Source organism: Deinococcus aetherius (genome assembly GCF_025997855.1).
Taxonomy (GTDB): Bacteria; Deinococcota; Deinococci; order Deinococcales; family Deinococcaceae; genus Deinococcus; species Deinococcus aetherius.
Genome location: NZ_AP026562.1, coordinates 476,923 through 494,875 on the forward strand (window position 1 = coordinate 476,923; position 17,953 = coordinate 494,875).

Consider the following 17,953-nt stretch of genomic DNA (forward strand, 5'->3'; position numbering starts at 1 on the left):
AAGTCGGAGAGCCGAGGGTGCAGGGAAGGTGCGCCGCAGGGGCAATCCGTCTCCAGGGGACTTCATGGAAACTTCATGCTAGGAAGAACGTTAGGAAATGACCTCTGACAGAAGTGTCACGGCGTCGGCGAGGTCGGTACGTCAGTTCACAACCTCCGGACGCTCCCACCACCGGCGGCCCACCGCTGGAGGCATGGATGGCCGCCATACCCTTGCCGATCTGGCAATGACAAAAACCGTAACTCCCCAAGCACCCTCGACGGGAACGGGTCCGATTTCAGGCCGGGGCGAAGATCGCAGTGCCGCTCATGGACGTGGGCAACGGCATCACCTCGCGGTGGACACTGCCGCGAGCGGCACCTCCTTCATAGGGTGCCGATTGGAACCCGCATGATTCGGGTCGTCACCGCCGGCCCCGGCCTCTGCTGAGGACATCGGTGTGACGCTGGCGGCCGGGGCCACCTGGACGGGATTTTGGCCTCGACGCCGCCGGTCTGCTGCGCGTTACGCAGGTTCGCCCTGTGGTGCTGTGGCGGCGTCGCCCCAGGCACGGCGAGCGTCGGCAAGCCCGGCGGTGCGAATGCGGCCAGCGTGGTGCTCGCGACCTCGTGCCGAGTACCAGTGCGGCGGACCTGAACGCCCATGGGAGAAGGGCCTTCAGACCGGCTCCGGAACCACCCTCCCCACCTCAGAGGCTGACACGGACAGCGGGAACCTCACCGCCTCCCCGCGCTCCCGCTCACCCCCAAACTTCTCCGGCCCGCCGTCAAGGACCCCCTGAGCCCCAACGAGCCTCACCAACTGCCGCGCCGGGAGGGAGGAGCTTTCCCCTGTTCAGGATCACGCGCGGCGCCATTCAGCGGTCGCCCCGACAAGCGCCCCATCCACTCGGCGGCCTTCACCCCTCGTACGTCCGGGCGGCCATGCGCCGCACCGCCTCGGCCATGACCTCCGGCGCCTCGGTCCGCACCGCTTCGAGGATCAGCCCCGCCACGTACTCGGGGGAGTCCCCCTGCGTGTAGGCCTCGCCCTCGCCGGGCCGGATGCCCACCGAGTTGAAGCCGAAGTCGGTCGCGGTCCGGGTCGGGTACACCGTGCTGACCCGGATGCCCAGGGGCGCGAGTTCCAGGCGGGCGATGTCCGAGAGGTGGTTGACCACGTGTTTGGTCGCGGAATACAGCCCCATGCCCGGAATCAGCATTTTGGTCGTGCCGGAGCTGATGTTCACGAGCATCCCGCCGCCCTGCGCCCGCATGATGGGCACGACCCGCTGCGTGGCGTGGAGCAGGCTGATCACGTTCAGTTCCAGCAGGTCCCGGAACTCCTGCAACCCCACCTCCGCCACGCCCGCGCGCATGCCACGCCCGGCGTTGTTCACCAGAACGTCGATGCGCCCGTAGTGCTCGTGGGTGCGCTCCACCATCCGCCGCACGTCCTTCTCCCGGGTCATGTCGGTGGCGATGGCGAGGGAGCCGGGCAGCCGCGCGGCGAGGGTTTCGAGTGCCTCAGCCGACCGGGCGGCCAGCGCGACCTGGGCTCCCTGGGCGGCGAACAGCTCGGCGGCGGCCTTCCCGATGCCGGAAGACGCGCCCGTGACCAGGACCACCTTGTTCTTGACGTCCATGCCCGCACTCTAAACCCAGAAGTTCGGGCGGGAGGAGCGGCAACTTCTCCGAGAAGGAACGCCGGCTACGCGGCAGGCACAGGCGGGCGACCTCGGCCCGGCGCGGGAATACTCAGGACTTGCACCTGGATAGGGAGAGTGCATAGCCGTGCTGGCGCAGGAATTCCTCCTCTTGCCAGAGCTGTACAGCAAGTCGCTGAACGACCAACAGGGGCAGGGCCATTCGAGCCGCGACTTCGGCCGCCTGTTCCAACGAGAGGCTGTCGGCGCGGCAGAGCATCGCCAGAGTGAACGCGGCAAAGACGAGCAGGACCCAGCGGTCCAGTCCTTGGGCGGTTTGCAACGCGAACCGATTCAGCCCGAAGCCATGCTTCGCCTCTTTAAACAACGACAACGACTCGATCGCCCAGCGCCGTGCTCCTTCCCGGGCGACTTGGTCGCCCGGGAGCAGTTGGGAGGCGACGAAGAAAAAGGTGCGCTGCCCTCGGTCAACCCGGGCCAGGGTGAGCGTGTCCCACGGCCAGTTGGCCAGGTGAATCCAGCTCCCGTGTTCACAGTCCTGCACCGTGACGTGACCAGGATGGTCGGTGCGTCGAGTGGAACGGACCCCCACCACGAACTCGAAGCCCAGGTCCCGCACTCCCTGAAGGAACGCGGCGAACTCGAAGCCGCTGTCCGCCAGCACCCACACGTCAAACCGCTCGCAGACCTCTGCTGGAACGGTTGACAGCAACTCCAGGGCGAGACGCACGGGGGCAGGGGACCCCTGCCCCCGGTACACCCGGTAGCCCACAGGCAACTTCAGGTCTCCGTACACCGCATACAGGACCACCAGATGAAGGCCGTAGACCTCGCCCTGCACGCGGACGAAGGGCAGCTCGCGTCCCGTCTTCGGGACGCTGGTCAGGTCCACACACAGCCGTAAGCGAGGGTGGTGTTTGCGGCGGGCGGCGAGCAGCAGGGCGTCCCATTGAGCCTGCACCAAGGTCGTCCAACAGGCCGCCGTGTTCCACTCGTACACGTTGAGCAAGCGACTAAGCGCACTGGCACTCACCGTGTGGGCCCGGTGCAGCGCCTTTTTCGTCTTCAGGTCGAGAAAGAGCCCCAGCGCAGCCTCCAGGCTGCGCTTCTGGTACGGACTGGTCGGGATGGCGAGCAGCGCGTCTGCCGTTTGGGGAGGCGCGCTCCCCGCGAAGCTTGAGGTCATACACACCCTCTTTCTCGCGTCTGGGAGCGCTTTCTGGCTACCTACTCAGGTGCAAGAGATGAGGAATATCCTCGATCTCGTTCACGCCGTCGCTTCCATTGTTCTCGAAGCACCCATAACCTTCTCGTCGTTCGGAACGGGGACCCCAACACGTGCAGCGGCCCGCCGGTCTGTCGTGTCCGTCCATGGGAGAGGACGAGGTTGTCCGCGCCAACGGCACCGCCCCGTCACTCCAGCTTCCCCCCTCGGCACCGCTCGTTGGACGAATGAACCATCCTCTGTCCCCACCCCCACACCGAGCGTCGGGCGCTGCCGATCCTTGGACCGGGTCGAACCAACACTCCCGGCCTCTTGCAAAGTAAGTAGACGTCTCAGTATTCTCTTCTTGCAGTCACAACCCTGACCACTGTTCTGCATGGATAACCAGCGGTCCGCCTCGTGCGTCAACCATGCGCCTGACCCCTTCCGGTCGGCGCGTGCCAGACACGGGGCGGACGCTTTTTTGGATTCTCCCTGACGTGGGAAAGGAGCAAGGATGGACAGCATCACCCTGACCGTGAACGGCGTTCCCCGCGAGGCGCATGGGGTGCAGCCCCACACCACCCTCCTGAACTGGCTGCGCGACCTTGGCCTGACCGGCAGCAAGGAAGGCTGCGCGGAGGGTGAGTGCGGCGCCTGCGCCGTCCTGGTCGCCCGCCCCGCCGGGGACGGCGGCACCCGCCTGGAGTCCGTGAACAGTTGCCTCGTCCTGCTCGCGGCCCTGAACGGGGCGGAGGTCGTCACCGCCGAGGGCCTGGGGGCGCCGGGGAGGCTCCACCCCGTCCAGCGTGAACTCGCCGTGCGGGGCGGGTCGCAGTGCGGGTACTGCACGCCCGGCTTCGTGGTCAGCATGGCCGCCGAGTACTACCGGGAGGACCGGCCCGAGGCGGAGTTCGACATTCACTCCCTGAGCGGGAACCTCTGCCGCTGTACCGGCTACCGTCCCATAGGTGATGCGGCCCTCGCCCTGGGGGGCCCGTCGGAGGACGACCCCCTCGCCCGGCGCCGCGAGGGGCCCGCTCCGACCCCGCAGGCCACCCACCTGACCACCCCGGAGGGCGAGTTCCACCGCCCCACGACGCTCGCGGGGGCGCTCGGCCTGCTTGCCGCCCAGCCCGGGGCCGTGCTCCTCGCGGGCGGCACCGACTGGGGGGTAGACGTGAACCTCCGCCACTCACGCGCCGCTGTCACCATCGCACTCGACGGGCTGCCCGAACTCCGGACCCTGGGTTGGAACGCGGACCATGTGGAGATCGGCGCCGCGCTCAGCCTCTCCGAGGTCGAGCGGCGGCTGGCGGGCCGGGTGCCGCTGCTGGACGAACTGTTCCCCCTCTTCGCCTCGCGCCTGATTCGCAACAGTGCCACGCTGGGCGGCAACCTGGGCACGGCCTCGCCCATCGGGGACAGCCTGCCCGTGCTGCTCGCCCTGGACGCGCGGGTGGTGCTGGCCTCGCGGGAGGGCGAGCGCGAGGTGCAGCTCTCGGCCTACTTCACCGGCTACCGGCGCACGCGGCGTGAGCCCGGTGAACTCATCCGCGCCGTGCGGGTTCCGCTGCCCCTGGCGCCCCGGAGCGGCTTCTACAAGATCGCCAAGCGCCGCTTCGACGACATCTCCAGCGTGGCGGTCGCCGTGGCGCTCGACCTTGACGGCGACGTGGTACGCTCCGCCCGCATTGGATTGGGCGGGGTTGCGGCCACACCGATTCGCGCCCTCGCCACCGAGGAGGTGCTGAACGGGCGCCCCTGGAACGAGCGGACGGTGCGCGAGGCCGCCCGCGTCCTGCGGGGCGAGGGCACCCCCCTCGACGACCACCGCGCGAGTGCCGCTTACCGCGCGGCGATGCTGGAGGGGGCCCTCTTGAAGTTCTACTTCGAGAAGACCGCCCGGGAGGTGACCCTATGACCAGCCTGCACGAGCGTCCCCCCGTCGGCGCGGTGGGTGAGGCCATCCCCCACGAGAGCGCCGAGCTGCACGTCACCGGACACGCCCTCTACACCGACGACCTGGGGGTGCGCCTCAGAGAGCTCCTCCACGCCTGGCCGCTCCAGGCCCCCCACGCCCACGCCCAGGTCACGCGCCTGAACGTAGGCCCGGCCCTCACCGTGCCCGGCGTGGTCCGGGTCCTCACCGCCGACGACGTGCCGGGGCTGAACGACGCGGGGGTCAAGCACGACGAGCCGCTCTTCCCCAGCGAGGTGATGTACTACGGCCACGCGGTCTGCTGGGTCCTCGCCGACAGCATCGAGGCCGCCCGGCTGGGGTCCTTGCGAGTCGAGGTGGAGTACGAACCGCTGCCCGCTCTGGTGACGGTGCAGGAGGCCATCGCCGCCGAATCCTTCCAGGGGGGCCAGCCCACCCTGCGACGGGGAGACGCCGAGGATGGCCTGGCGCGGGCCGCCCACGTCTTTGAGGGCGAGTTCGAGATAGGCGGGCAGGAGCACTTCTACCTGGAGACGAACGCCTCCCTCGCCACCGTGGACGAATACGGGCAGGTCTTCGTGCAGTCGAGCACCCAGCACCCCACCGAGACGCAGGAGATCGTGGCGCACGTCCTGGGGCTCGCCAGCCATCAGGTCACGGTCCAGTGCCTGCGGATGGGGGGAGGCTTCGGCGGCAAGGAGATGCAGCCCCACGGGTACGCCGCGATTGCCGCGCTGGGGGCGGTGCTCACGGGCCGCCCGGTGCGCCTGCGCCTGAACCGCCAGCAGGACCTCACCCTGACCGGCAAGCGCCACCCCTTCCACGCGAGCTGGCGGGTGGGCTTCAACGCGGACGGGCAGCTCCTCGCCCTCCAGGCCACCCTCACCTCGGACGGCGGGTGGAGCCTCGACCTCTCCGAGCCGGTGCTCGCCCGAGCCCTGTGCCACATCGACAACGCTTACTTCATCCCGCACGTCGAGGTTCACGGACGCATCGCCAGGACGAACAAGACCTCGCAGACGGCCTTCCGGGGCTTCGGCGGGCCGCAGGGGATGCTGGTGATCGAGGACATCCTGGGCCGCTGCGCACCGCTCCTGGGGCTCGAACCCCACGAACTGCGCCGCCGCAACTTCTACCGCCCCGGCGAGAGCACCCCCTACGGCCAGCCCGTGCGCCATGCCGAGCGGCTGGAGGACCTCTGGGCAACCCTGCTCGCCCGCTCGGACTTCGCGGCGCGGGCGGAGGAGGTGCGGGCCTTCAACGCGGCGAATCCCCACACCAAACGCGGCCTCGCTGTGACGCCCGTCAAGTTCGGCATCTCCTTCAACTTCACCGCCTACAACCAGGCGGGCGCCCTCGTCCACGTCTACAAGGACGGCTCGGTCCTCATCAACCACGGCGGCACCGAGATGGGCCAGGGGCTGCACACGAAGATGCTTCAGGTCGCGGCGACCGCCCTCGGCGTCCCGCTCTCCTGCGTGCGGCTCGCGCCCACCCGCACGGACAAGGTGCCCAACACCTCGGCGACGGCGGCGAGCAGCGGCGCGGACCTCAACGGCGGGGCGATCAAGGACGCCTGCGAGCAGATCAAGGGGCGGCTGGCGGCGGTGGCGGCGGGGCGCTTCGGCGACTACGTCCACCCGAACGACGTGCGGTTCGAGAACGGGCTGGTCTTCCCGCTGGGGCATCCCGAGCGCGGCCTGACCTTCGCGCGGCTCGTCCACGACGCCTATCACGCCCGCACGCAGCTCTGGGCCGCCGGGTACTACCGCACCCCCGGCCTGCACTGGGACCGCGAGCGGATGCAGGGCGAGCCCTTCAAGTACTTCTCCTACGGCGCCTCCGTGAGCGAGGTGGAGGTGGACGGCTTCAGCGGCGCCTACCGCCTGCGCCGGGTGGACATCCTGCACGACGTGGGTGACAGCCTCTCGCCGCTGATCGACCTCGGGCAGGTCGAGGGCGGCTTCGTGCAGGGGGCGGGCTGGCTGACCCTGGAGGATCTGCGCTGGGACACCTCCGACGGGCCTTACCGGGGCCGCCTCGCCACCCAGGCGGCGAGCACCTACAAGCTCCCCAGCTTCTCGGAGATGCCTGAGGTCTTCAACGTGGCGCTGCTGGAGCGGGCGACCGAGAGCGGCGTGGTGTACGGCTCCAAGGCGGTCGGCGAGCCGCCCCTGATGCTGGCGATCAGTGTGCGCGAGGCGTTGCGGCAGGCGGCATCCGCTTTTGGCCCGGAAGGTCACTCCACCCTCCTTGCCAGCCCGGCCACCCCGGAGGCCGTGTACTGGGCGCTCGACGCGGCGCGGCAGGCCAGCGCCCGGCCTACCCCTCCCTCCCACGTGGCGGCGGACTGACATGCCGGGCGGCTGGCTGGAGGCCGTGCAGGGCCTCGCGGACCAGGGCGGGCCGGGCGTCCTCGTCACCGTCGTGGTGGTGCGCGGCCACGCCCCCCGGGAGGCGGGCGCGAAGATGGTCGTCGGCCTGGAGCAGACCTGGGACAGCGTGGGCGGCGGCAACCTGGAGGCGACCGCCGTGGAGCGTTCACGGGCGCTGCTCGCCTGCCGGGCGACCACCCCCGAACTGCTCACCCTGCGGCTCACGGACCGCGCCCCGAACGAGTATGGGCGGCAGTGTTGCGGCGGAGAGGTGACGCTGCTCCTCGAACCCCTCCAGACCGCACGCCCGCACCTCGCCGTCTTTGGGGTGGGCCATGTGGGGCTCGCGCTGGCGAACATCCTGAGCACCCTGCCGGTGAGGCTCCACCTGATCGACTCGCGGGAGGGACAACTCACCCCCGAGCGGCTGGCCGGGCTCCCGGGCGGCGCCGCCCGGCTCCACGTCCACCACGCGCCGATTCCCGAGCTGGCCCTAGCGGACCTGCCCGCCGGGACCCACCTCGTGATCATGACCCACGACCACGCCGAGGACGCCGCCCTGTGTGACGCCGCGTTGCGCCGCCGAGACCTGGGCTTCGTCGGACTCATCGGGTCGCGGGTCAAGTGGCTGCGCTTCCAGGAGCAACTGAAGGAGGTGGGCCACACGGAGGCCGACCTCGCCCGCATCACCACGCCGGTCGGCCTTCCCGGCATCCGTGGCAAGAGTCCGGCGGTGATCGCCCTGGGGGTGGCCGCGCAGCTTCAGCAGGTGCTGGAGGCGACCGAGTTCTCCGCCGTCTCTCCCGCCCCCATCCCCCAGAGGACCCCATGAAGCTTTACCGCGCGACCCTGATGCACACGCCCGAGAACCCCTTCGCCGTGCCGGACGCCCTGCACACGCTGGACGACGGGGCCCTGCTGGTGGACGAAGGTCGCATCCTGGCCGCCGCACCTTACCCGGACCTGCGGGCAGCCCACCCCCGCGCCGAGGTCGTTGACCTGCGCGGCGGCGTGCTGCTGCCCGGCTTCGTGGACACCCACGTCCACTACCCGCAGGTCCGGGTGCTCGGCGGGCTGGGGATGGGGCTGCTGGAATGGCTGGACCGCAACACCCTGCCGGAGGAGGCCAGGCTGGCCGACGCCACCTACGCCGGGGCGGTCGCCCGCGAGTTCCTGTCCGCGCTGGCCGCGAACGGCACGACGACCGCCTTGGTGTTCGGCAGCCACTACGCCTCCGCGATGGACGTGTTCTTCGAGGAGGCCGCGCGGACCGGCCTGCGGGTGGTCGCCGGGCAGGTCGTCTCCGACCGCCTGCTGCGCCCCGAACTGCACACCACGCCGGAGCGCGCCTACGCCGAGGGCCGGGCGCTGATCGAACGCTGGCACGGGACGGGCCGCGCCCTCTACGCCGTCACCCCGCGCTTCGCCCTGTCGGCCAGTGAGGGCATCCTGGACGCCTGCGGGGCGCTGATGGGGGAGTTCCCGGGGGTGCGCTTCACCAGCCACATCAACGAGAGCCCGCGCGAGATCGAGGTGGTTCGGGGGCTGTTCCCGGGCGCCCGCGATTACCTAGACACCTACGAGCGCGCGGGGCTGGTCACCCGCCACAGCGTCCTCGCCCACAACGTTCACCCCACGGGGCGCGAGCTGGATGTGATGGCAGCCTACCGTTGCACCGCCGCGCACTGCCCTTGCAGCAACTCGTCCCTGGGAAGCGGCCTCTTCCCGCTGCGCCGCCACCTCCAGGCAGGCGTCCACGTCTCGCTGGGCACGGACGTGGGGGGCGGCACGGGCTTTTCGATGCTCAAGGAGGGGTTGCAGGCCTACTTCATGCAGCAGCTTCTCGGCGAGGCGGGGCAGCCGCTCGCCCCGGCGCACCTGCTGTACCTGGCGACGCGGGCAGGCGCCGAGGCCCTCGACTTGCAGGACCGGACGGGCGATTTCGGCGCGGGCAAGGCCTTCGACGCGGTGTACCTGCGCCCCCCGGAGGGCAGCACGCTGGCGACGGTCCTCCGGCACGCGGAGGGCCCCGAGCGTGCCCTGGCCGCCCTCTTCACCCTGGGCACCGGGGCGGACGTGGCCGGGGTCTGGGTGGAGGGCGACCGGGTGTATCAACGGCCCGCCACCCCCAGCGAGGTCCGCGTGTGACCCGGCTCTCCCGCGCCCGGGACGGTCCCCCGGCTTAACCCAGGCTGCTGGTGCTTCGCCCCGGACGGGCCACGTCGGCCGCCTGGGTGGGAGCCCTATGCTCCCGGTTTTCCAGCCTTCGATGTCCTGCCCCGCTCCAGGGGCTTTCCGACAGGAGACTGAGCATGTCCGACGTTTCTGCATCCCGTCCCGCAACCGGCTCCGGCCTCGACCGCTACTTCGGCCTGCGGGCCTCGGGTTCGACTGTCCCCCGTGAGTTGCGGGCGGGCCTGACGACCTTCCTCACGATGAGCTACATCCTCTTCGTGAACCCGCAGGTGCTGTCCACGGCGATCCAGGTTCCCAACGCCTTCGTGCAACTCCTGATGACGACCGCCATCGCGGCGGCCTTCGGGTCGCTGGTGATGGGGCTGGTCGCCAAGTACCCCTTCGCGCAGGCGCCTGGGATGGGGCTGAACGCCTTTTTCGCCTTCACGGTCGTGCAGGGGCTGGGGATTCCCTGGCAGACCGCGCTGGGGGCGGTGTTCATCAGCGGCATCCTGTTCGTGCTGCTGAGCGTCCTGGGTGCCCGGCAGGCCATCGTGCGGGCGATTCCCACCTCGCTCAAGTTCGCCATCACGGGCGGGATCGGGGCCTTCCTGGCCTTCCTGGGCCTCAAGAACGCCGGGATCGTGGTGAGCAACCCGGCGACGCTGGTGGGCCTGGGGTCGCTCACCGCCGCGCCCGTGTGGCTGGCCCTGCTCGGGCTGATCGTCGCCGCCGTCCTGATGAGCCGCCGGGTGACGGGCGCGATCCTGTGGAGCATCCTCGCCACCACCGCCATTGCCATCGTGACCCGGGCACCGGTGTACGCGGGTGGCCCCGAGGGCGCCCTGCGGTCCTTCCCCGGCTTCGACGGCCGTCTCCTCGGCATCCTCGACGCGCCGGTCTGGCCCGGGTCGCTGGTCGGGCACCTCGATATCGCCGGGGCACTCGGTCTCGGTCTGCTGAGCGTCGTCTTCACCTTCTTCTTCGTGGACTTCTTCGACGCGACGGGCACCCTGACCGGCCTCGCCCAGCGCGCGGGGTACCTGGACGAGCGGGGGGACATGCCGCGCGCCCGCCGCACCTTCGCTATGGACGGGCTGGCGGCGATGTTCGGGGCGTTTATGGGCACGAGCACGACGACGGCGTATGTGGAGTCGGCCAGCGGCATTGGGGAGGGGGGACGCACCGGCCTGACCGCCGTGACGGTGGGGGTGCTGTTCCTGCTGAGCATGTTCCTGTGGCCGCTGGCTGCCGCGATTCCCGGGGCCGCCACCGCCCCGGCCCTGATCCTCGTCGGTGCCCTGATGATGGAGGGTGTCCGGCATGTGGACTGGGACGACATCAGCGAGGGCCTGCCCGCCTTCCTGACCGTGATCGCCATGCCGCTGACTTTCTCCATCGCCAACGGGGTGAGCCTGGGCGTCATCAGTTATTGCGCGATCAAGCTGTTCAGCGGGCGGGGGCGGCAGGTCAGCCCGATCCTGTACGTCGTCGCCGCGTTGCTGCTGGTGCGGTACATCTGGCTGATGGGCGGGTAGCGTCGCCCGGTCCCATTCAGGAATCCGGGTCCCAGGCCGTGTGTCCGGGACCCTTTTCCCAGCGGCGGAAGGCAGGGGAGGTCCGCGCAGGGGCGGCCTCCCCGGAGTGGAGCGCGTTTGCTGACGGGCTCAGGCGAGGGGTTTCAGGAGCGGGCCCCGTCTGCCCGTGGAGCGCGGAAGGGCAGGTACTTCGGCCGCCAGAACTTGGCCCGCACCCGCTCGGTCAGCGCCGGGTCGTCCAGTTCGCCCAGGCCCGGCTCCTGGGCCACCCCGTCGCGCAGGGCCTGCCGGATCACCCGGGCGGCGACCTCCACGCTGGCGCCCGGCAGGTCGGCCACCGGCGGATAGAGACGCTCCGGATGCTCGCGCCCGGTGTAATCGGCCAGGGCATACGCCGCCTCCAGCACCATCTCGTCGGTGATCTCCCGCGCCCCCGCCAGGATCGCCCCGAAGCCCAGCCCCGGGAAGATGAAGGCGTTGTTCCCCTGCCCGATAGGATGGGTGCGGCCCCCCAACTCGACCGGGTGGAAGGGGCTGCCCGTGGCGACGAGCGCCTCCCCGTTCGTCCAGCGCAGCACGTCTTCCGGCAACGCCTCGCAGTGGGCGGTGGGGTTGGACAGCGGGAACACGATGGGCTGGCGGGTATTCGCCTGAACGGCCCGCACCACGTCCTCGCCGAACGCCCCCGCCACGCCGGAAAGGCCCACCAGGATGGTCGCCCCCGCCCCTTGCACGGTCTCCAACAGACCCAGTGCGCGGTCCGCGTATGTGAAGTCCAGGGTGGCGGAGTCGTGCGCGTAGGGCCGCTTGTAGCCGTCCAGTTCGCGGTCCCTGAGCAGCAGTCCCGTCTGGTCGAGCACGAACAGGCGGGCGCGGGCCTCCTCGTCACTCAGGCCGTCGCGCATCAGGCCCCTTCTGAGGGCGTCCGTCACCCCGATGCCGCCCGCCCCGGCCCCGTGGACTACGATGCGCTGGTCCCGCAGGCGTTCGCCCTTCAGTCGGCAGGCGTTCAACAGGCCCGCAAGCACGACCGCGCCCGTCCCCTGGATGTCGTCGTTGAAGCTCGGCACCACCTTGCGGTACCGCTCCAGCACGGTGAAGGCCGCGTCGCGCGAGAAGTCCTCCCACTGGATGATCGCCTTGGGATACCGCCTGCGCGTCGCCTCCACGAAGCGGTCCACGAAGGCCAGGTACTCGTCCCCCGTGAGGCGGCGGTGATGCACCCCCAGGTAATCCGGGTCGTCGATCAGGTCCTGGCGGTTGGTCCCCACGTCGAGTTCGACGGGCAGGGTCTTGTCCGGCCCCACGCCCCCCGCGACGACGTACAGGCTGAGCTTCCCGATGGAGATGCCCAGTCCCCCGAAGCCCTGGTCCCCGATGCCGAGGATCGCGCTGGAGTCGGTCGCCACGATGATGCGCACATCGTTCAGCGGTACATTCGCCAGCGTCCCCTCCGCCCGGTCGATGTCGCGGGTCGAGAGCACCAGGCCGCGCGGCACCCGGTAGATCCGGCTGAACTGCTGCACCGCCAGGCCCACGGTCGGCGTGTACACGACCGGCAGCATCTCCTCCACGTGCGCGGCGAGCAGGGCGTAGAACAGCACCTCGTTGCGGTCTTGCAGGTCACGCAGGAAGACGTGCTTGTCGAGCGGTTCCTGCACCCGCACGTAGTCGCGGTAGAGGCGGTCCACCAGCGTCTCCAGGGAGTCCACCTGCGGCGCGATCAGGCCGTCGAGCCCCAGCGCCTCCCGCTCCTCCTCGGTGAAGGCCGTGCCCTTGTTCAGCAGCGGAATCCGGGTGAGGTCGAAGCCCCGTACAAAGGGTTCGAGGTAGCGATGCCCGGCGGCGTCGCGGCGCACGTCGTAGTGGGCGGTGAGCGGCAGGCGGTCCTCAGTGGTGGTCATGGCGGCTCCTGTCGGACGGGAACGCAGTGGGTTTCGACGAGTGAATAGGTTTTTCAAACAGGTGACAGGATGTGTCGTGGTGCCGGGGACACGGCGGCCTTCCTCCCCGAAGGGCTACCGGATTTCGAGCGGGTGGCGGTTCATGTCCTTGTAGAGGAGGTACTTGCTCCAGGTTTTCCCGAGGGCGCCGTACCACTGCGGGCAGTGAGCGCCCATCCAGATCACGTCCCCCTTCGTCACGGGTAGGAAGCGTTCGTCGAGGCGGTAGATGCCCTCGCCCTCCAGCATGAGCAGGCCGTGTTCCATGTAGTGAATCTCGACGTAGGGCAGGGTGGCGCCCGGCGCGTAGCTCATGGTCGTCACGATGAAGTCGAAGCTGGGCTCGTCGGGCAGCAGCTTGCGGGCGATGAGAGTGGGGTCGCCCTCGAACTCGGTGCCGGGCACCTGGCGCTCGTTGCCGAGGAAGACCTGCGGCGCGGGCAGCCCCTCAAGCTGGGGGTGAAAGCGTTTCTCGAAGACAGAGACGCGGGCCCCGTTCTCCGAGCGCAGGGTGTGTTCGGTCCCGGCGGGCAGGTAGGCGTAGTCGTACTCGGTGAGGCGGTGGGTGTCGCCGTTTACCTGCAACTCCACCTCGCCGCCCAGCACGAAGACGAAGCGCTGAATGTCCTTCGGTGGGGGACCTGCCTCCGCACCCGGCCCCATCTCCGCCGTGAACTGGGTGAAGCGGGCGCCCTGGCCGATCACCGGGGCGATGTGGACCATGCACGAGGTGTTCCGCCACTCGGCGACGGTCGTGCGGATGAAGGTCTCGGGCGTGAGCAGCGCGAACTCGGGCGCGACGACGCTGCGGGTCTGACCAAGCTGTTTCAGGGTCAAGGGGTCACCTCCTGGGGAACGGGAGCGGCGGGGGAGGGGGCCAGGAAGCGGCCCTGCGGGGGGTGGGGGAAGGTGCCGTCCAGGTACACGGTCTGCCCGCGCAGCAGGGTTCGGCGGACGCGTCCCCGGAAGGTGCGCCCCAGGTAGGGGCTGTACTTCCAGCGGGTGTGCAGGTCGCCCCGCGTGTGGACCCACTCGGCCTCCAGGTCCACGAGCACGAGGTCGGCGTCGGCGCCGGGTTCCAACGTGCCCTTCCCGGTGAGTCCGAAGCGTTCGGCGGGCGCGCGGGCGAGCAGGCGGGCGATGTGGGGCAGGGTCACGCCGCGCGTCCGGCCCTCGGTGAGCAGGGCCGCGAGGGTGGACTGCACGCCGCCGATCCCGCCCCACACCTCGAAGAAGTCGTCCCGTTCCTTGAGCCCCGGGGCGCTAGGCGAGTGGTCGGAGCCGATGGTGTGGATGGAACCGGCCCGAACGGCCTCCCACAGCGCGTCCACCTCGGCCCGGTCCCGCAGGGGTGGGGCGCACTTCAGGACCGCGCCCAGGCGCTCCATGTCCTCCCCGGTGAAGCAGAGGTAATGGGGGCACGTCTCCACGCTCACGTCCACGCCGCGCGATCTCGCCTCCATCGCCAGGGCCACCGCCCGTCCGGTGGAGAGGTGGACGAGGTGCAGCCGCGCGCCCGTCTCCCCGGCGAGCAGCAGGGCGCGGGTGACGGCCTCGACCTCGGCTATGGCGGGGCGGCTGCGGAGGTAGTCACGCACCCCCCGGCCCCCCTCCGCCCGGATGCGCGCCGCGAGGCCGCTGGTGAGGCTGTCACTCTCCGCGTGCAGGGCGACGATGCGGCCAAGGTCGCGCGCCTGGCACATACCCTCATACAGGGTGTAGTCGTCGGGCGACTCGAACTCCGCGAGGCCGCTGTGGCTCATGAAGGCCTTGAAGCCGATGACGCCCGCCTCGGCGAGTTCACCCAGCCGGTCCATGTTGCGGGGGGTGAGCCCGCCCCAGAGGGCGAAATCGGTGTACGACTCCCGCTCCGCCGCCTGCCGCTTGGCCTCGAAGGTCTCGCGGTCGAGCACGGGCGGCGTGCTGTTGAGCGGCATGTCCGCGAAGACCGTGCCCCCCCCCGCGACCAGGGCGCGGCTGCCGGTGGCGATGCCCTCCCAGTCGGTGCGGCCAGGCTCGTTGAAATGGACGTGCACGTCCACCACGCCGGGAAAGACGTGCAGGCCCCGCGCGTCCAGCTCCTCGCGCGCCGGGCCGCCCAGCTCCGGGGCGACCTCGACGATGCGCCCGTCTTCCACGCCGAGGTCGGCGACCGTGACACCCTCCTCACCGACGACATTTCCGCCGCGAATGAGCAGGTCGTACATCAGCGGGCCTCCTCGCGCTCGGCCAGGAGGCGCAGGAAGCGGGCACCGACGCGCAGGGCGGCCTCCACGTCCTCCTCCAGCACGGCCTCGTCCGGGTGGTGGCTCAGGCCGCCGGGGCTGCGGAGAAAGAGCATCGCGGCGGGCCAGACCTGCCCCACCAGCATCGCGTCGTGCCCGGCGCCACTGACCATCGGGACGGCGACCTGTCCCTCGGCGCTCATGGCCTCGCCGAGCAGGACGGTGAGGGCGGGATTCATCGGCGTGGCGTGTTCCTCCATCCGCAATTGGTGAGAGAAGGTGAGGCCGCGTTCCCGCGCGATCCCCTCGGCCACGGTCAGAAGTTGATCCAGTGCGCCCAGCCGCACCTCGTCCCGCGCGTGGCGGATGTCCAGCGTGAGGTGGACCTCGCCGGGAATCACGTTGCTCGCTCCCGGCAGCGGGGTCAGCGAGCCGACGGTGGCGACCAGGCCGGGTGTACTCCGGGCGAGGTTCTCGGCGGCGAGCACGAAGGCACTCGTGCCCGTCAGCGCGTCGCGTCGCAGCCCCATCGGGGTGGTCCCCGCGTGGTTGGCCTTCCCGGTGAAGGTCAGGTCCAGCCGCGACTGCCCGGCGATGGCCTCGACCAGACCGAGTGACCGCCCTTCCGCCTCCAGCACCGGGCCCTGCTCGATGTGCATCTCCAGGTAGCCCAGCACGTCGCCCGTGAGCCGCGCCTCCTCCAGTCGGCCCACGTCCAGCCCGTACTCGGCGATGACCTGCGCGACGGTCTTGCCCCCCGCGTCGGTGACCTCCAGCAGTTCGCCCGCCGTGCCGACCAGCGCACGGCTGCCGATGAAGGGCACGCCGAAGCGCACGCCCTCCTCCTCGCTGAAGCCCACCAGTTCGACATGGTAGGGGAGGGGGGTGTCCCCGAGCGCCTCCAGCAGGGCCAGCCCCAGCACCACGCCGAGAACGCCGTCGTAGGCCCCGGCGTCCGGCACGCTGTCCAGGTGCGAGCCGACGACCAGGGTGCGGGCACCCGGTCGGGCGCTGCGGCGGGTCGCGCGCCAGTTCCCGGCGGCGTCCTCGCGGGTCTGAAGGCCCAGCGAGGCGGCCCAGGCGTCGAGCCGCGCGTGTGCCTCGTGCATGGGGGGGCAGAGGAACGTGCGGGTGATCTGGCCGGGGACCTCGGTGCACGCGGCGATCTCCAGGCAGCAGGCGAGGGTTCGCCCGGCTAGGGCGGTCCAGTCGGAAACAAGGGTCATCGGAACCCCACCTTATCCAGCGTCCGCACCACCTGTGGGAAGTAGGCGGGGCAGGACTCGGGAAGGACGAGGGCCCGCAGCAGTCTCGCGGCGGGTTCCTGCGGGTCCGTCTGCTCCGCCAGAAGCTCCTCGAACCGCTCGGGCGTCACCACCTCCCCGTCATCCAAGTGAACCCGGCGATGAACCCACTGCCAGAGCTGGGCGCGGGCGAGTTCGGCCGTGGCAGTGTCCTCCACCCGCCCCTGCCGCACGATGACGCCCTGCCCGGCCAGCCAGGCGCGGAGGTAGTCGCTCGCCACACCGATGGTGTCGCGCACGGCGGCGAGGGGCACTTTCTGGGCGTGGGGAAAGGCCAGCAGTCTGGCCTCCACCTCGGCCTCGGGCAGGGGTGGTGGCGATGAGGCCGGGGGTGCGGACTGGAAGACGGCACGGACGGTGGGGATCAGGTCGGGCAGCCCCGCCCAGGCGGCCACGTAGCCCTGGGCCGCCTCGCGTTCCTTGTCCGCCCGGACGACGGCGAGAGCGGGGGCGGGGTCCTGGGGATCGGGCGCTAGCGCGGCGGTGCCCCCGATGGCCTGGGCTCCCCGCCGGGCGCAGACCCGGGCGAGGTGGTGCTCGTACGCCTGCATGGAGGGCCGCCCCATGTGCAACTCGGCCCGCTCGGGGAGGCGGAAGCGCGGGTCCTTCCCCAGCCACTTGACCGCGCTGAAGACGTAGTCCCAGCGCCCGGCGTTCAGGCCGAAGGCCCGCTCCCGCAGCACGTACAGCAGCTCCTCGGCGTGGAAGGCCCCGGGCAGCGTCTCGATCTGAAGACAGACCCGGATGCTGCCCGCCGCCCGCTCGAAGTGCCGCTCGGTCTCGGAGAGCAGGTCGTTCCAGAACTCGGCCTCGGCGGGGAATTCCAGCTTGGGGATGTACACGTAGGGGTGCTCGCGCTCACGAAACGCCTCCACGAACGCCGCCAGATCATTGATGGTGGCGCTGTGAGCCTCACTGCCCCCGGGACCGGCCTCCTGCATGTACAGCGGGCGGGGGCGCAGCATCACCAGCGGCCGGGCCTGCCCCCGCAGCCGCCCCAGGTGGGCGTGCCCGGCGCGGACATTCGCCGGGGTGGGGGAGAAGGTGTCGTCGAAGTCGAAGATCAACGCGTCGGGGGAGGCCACCAGCGCCCGCTCCAGCGCCCCGGCATCGCTGGCCTCCACCAGTTGCTCGACCTGGCGGGCCCGCAGTTCCCCCGGTGGTGGGGCGACCCGCCACTCGGCCTGACGAATGGCCGCCCCGCGCGGGTCGAAGCCCGGCGTCCAGGGGGTCGGCGCGAGCAGCGCCCGCCAGCGTTCGGCGAAAAGGCCCTGAAGGCTGCGGTGAACGGCAGGGTCGGATGTGGTCACGGGAGTCTCCAGAGGGGCCCGGGCAGGCCGGGAAAGGAGGAACGTCGCGGTCTTTCGCGGGCGGCACGAGGGAAGCGGGAACAGTCGTCGTAGCCAGGGTGTAACACGCCGCCGAAGTGATTGTCAAAGACTGGAGAGATTTTTCGTTCAGTAAAATATGCGATAGAACGCAATGTCGAGAGGCGAACACGTTTGCAGCGTGACAAAAGGTTGGTAAAGCGTAGGGTCGGGCCCGCCTTATTTCATAGAGTAAAATACACTTCTACGGATTGACAAAGAGGGGTGTGCCCCT

The 17,953-nt window shown here is 70.3% G+C and carries 11 protein-coding genes and 1 pseudogene; 5 read left to right on the forward strand and 7 right to left on the reverse strand.

What is annotated here, in order from left to right:
- Positions 1 to 898 precede the first annotated feature (898 nt).
- Positions 899 to 1,624, reverse strand: a complete 726-nt coding sequence (locus DAETH_RS21875) for an SDR family oxidoreductase (RefSeq protein WP_264778233.1) — start codon at positions 1,622 to 1,624, stop codon at positions 899 to 901.
- A 112-nt stretch (positions 1,625 to 1,736) separates the two neighbouring features.
- Positions 1,737 to 2,835 (reverse strand): annotated as a pseudogene (locus DAETH_RS21880) (transposase).
- Positions 2,836 to 3,366: 531 nt separating this feature from the next.
- On the opposite strand from DAETH_RS21880, the gene DAETH_RS21885 reads away from it, so the two are divergent.
- The 5 genes from DAETH_RS21885 (at position 3,367) to DAETH_RS21905 (ending at position 10,879) form a co-directional block, all read left to right on the forward strand.
- Positions 3,367 to 4,773 carry a xanthine dehydrogenase small subunit gene (locus DAETH_RS21885; protein ID WP_264778234.1) on the forward strand — a complete coding sequence of 469 codons (1,407 nt, stop codon included), beginning with the start codon at positions 3,367 to 3,369 and terminating at the stop codon, positions 4,771 to 4,773.
- Entirely contained in the window at positions 4,770 to 7,145 is a 2,376-nt protein-coding gene (gene xdhB, locus DAETH_RS21890; protein WP_264778235.1) for a xanthine dehydrogenase molybdopterin binding subunit, read from the forward strand. The genes DAETH_RS21885 and xdhB overlap by 4 nt, the downstream gene beginning before the upstream one ends.
- A 1-nt stretch (position 7,146) precedes the next feature.
- Positions 7,147 to 7,998, forward strand: coding sequence for a xanthine dehydrogenase accessory protein XdhC (gene xdhC / locus DAETH_RS21895; protein WP_264778236.1), 852 nt, complete (start codon positions 7,147 to 7,149; stop codon positions 7,996 to 7,998).
- Positions 7,995 to 9,314: a guanine deaminase gene (guaD, locus tag DAETH_RS21900; RefSeq protein WP_264778237.1), complete on the forward strand. Its 1,320-nt coding sequence runs from the start codon at positions 7,995 to 7,997 to the stop codon at positions 9,312 to 9,314. The genes xdhC and guaD overlap by 4 nt, the downstream gene beginning before the upstream one ends.
- 164 nt (positions 9,315 to 9,478) lie before the next feature.
- A complete protein-coding gene (locus DAETH_RS21905) occupies positions 9,479 to 10,879 on the forward strand; it encodes an NCS2 family permease (RefSeq protein WP_264778238.1) in 1,401 nt (466 codons plus the stop codon).
- Positions 10,880 to 11,022: 143 nt separating this feature from the next.
- Here the strand turns inward: DAETH_RS21905 and DAETH_RS21910 are convergent, their stop codons facing one another.
- The 5 genes from DAETH_RS21910 to DAETH_RS21930 form a co-directional block, all read right to left on the reverse strand.
- Entirely contained in the window at positions 11,023 to 12,762 is a 1,740-nt protein-coding gene (locus tag DAETH_RS21910) for an NAD-dependent malic enzyme (protein WP_264778567.1), read from the reverse strand.
- A 135-nt stretch (positions 12,763 to 12,897) separates the two neighbouring features.
- On the reverse strand, positions 12,898 to 13,653 hold the full coding sequence (gene allE / locus DAETH_RS21915) for a (S)-ureidoglycine aminohydrolase (RefSeq protein ID WP_264778568.1): 756 nt from the start codon (positions 13,651 to 13,653) through the stop codon (positions 12,898 to 12,900).
- Between the two features lie 2 nt (positions 13,654 to 13,655).
- On the reverse strand, positions 13,656 to 15,029 hold the full coding sequence (locus DAETH_RS21920) for an allantoinase (protein ID WP_264778239.1): 1,374 nt from the start codon (positions 15,027 to 15,029) through the stop codon (positions 13,656 to 13,658).
- Positions 15,029 to 16,273: an allantoate amidohydrolase gene (locus DAETH_RS21925; RefSeq protein WP_264778240.1), complete on the reverse strand. Its 1,245-nt coding sequence runs from the start codon at positions 16,271 to 16,273 to the stop codon at positions 15,029 to 15,031. Before DAETH_RS21925 ends, DAETH_RS21920 begins: the two co-directional genes overlap by 1 nt.
- Positions 16,270 to 17,661 carry an aldolase/citrate lyase/malate synthase family protein gene (locus DAETH_RS21930; RefSeq protein WP_264778241.1) on the reverse strand — a complete coding sequence of 464 codons (1,392 nt, stop codon included), beginning with the start codon at positions 17,659 to 17,661 and terminating at the stop codon, positions 16,270 to 16,272. The genes DAETH_RS21925 and DAETH_RS21930 overlap by 4 nt, the downstream gene beginning before the upstream one ends.
- Between the last annotated feature and the right edge of the window lie 292 nt (positions 17,662 to 17,953).